Annotated in this window: 1 protein-coding gene; it reads left to right on the top strand. The window is 72.5% G+C overall.

Annotated elements, in window-relative coordinates:
• Positions 1–28: 28 nt before the first annotated feature.
• On the top strand, positions 29–724 hold a 696-nt coding region (map, locus tag CCN56_RS41480), incomplete at its 3' end, for a type I methionyl aminopeptidase (protein WP_256962465.1).

The raw sequence follows: 724 nt of genomic DNA, 5'->3' as shown, positions 1-724 counted from the left end.
GCGCGCTCAAGGCACTGCGCGCGGAGCCGTGAGCGTGCTCAAGCGCGGGCGCGGCATCGAGCTGAAGACCCGCGGCGAGCTGGAGGCCATGCGCGCCGCGGGGCTCGTGGTGGCACGGGCGCTCGCCGCGGTCGGCGCCGCGGCCAGGCCCGGGGTCAGCACGCTGGAGCTCGACGAGCTGGCGGAGCAGACGATCCGGGACGCGGGCGCGGTGCCCTCCTTCAAGGGCTACCACGGCTTTCCCGGCAGCATCTGCGCCTCGGTGAACGAGCAGGTCGTGCACGGCATCCCGAACCGCGCCCAGGTCCTGGCCGAGGGCGACCTGCTCTCGGTGGACTGCGGCGCGATCCTGGACAACTGGCACGGCGACTCCGCGGTCACGCTGGCCATCGGCGCGATCACCCAGGCCGAGCAGGAACTGTCCGACGCCACCCGCGCCTCGATGTGGGCGGGGATCGAGCAGGTCCGCGCGGACAACCGGCTGACCGACATCTCCTTCGCGATCGAGAGCTCGGTCATCTCCTCGGAGGAGAAGGACGGCCGCACCTACGGCATCGTCGACGGCTACGGCGGGCACGGCATCGGCTCGCAGATGCACATGGAGCCGTTCCTGCCGAACATGGGCAAGCCCGGCAAGGGCCCGCGCCTGCGGGTCGGCATGGCGCTCGCGGTGGAGCCGATGCTCACCCTGGGCACCGACCGCACCGAGGAGCTCTCCGACGGC

Source organism: Streptomyces sp. NRRL B-24572, assembly GCF_002156145.1.
GTDB lineage: Bacteria > Actinomycetota > Actinomycetes > Streptomycetales > Streptomycetaceae > Streptomyces > Streptomyces vietnamensis.
Note: the sequence above shows the minus strand (reverse complement) of the source record. Positions and strands in the feature narration are given on the sequence as shown.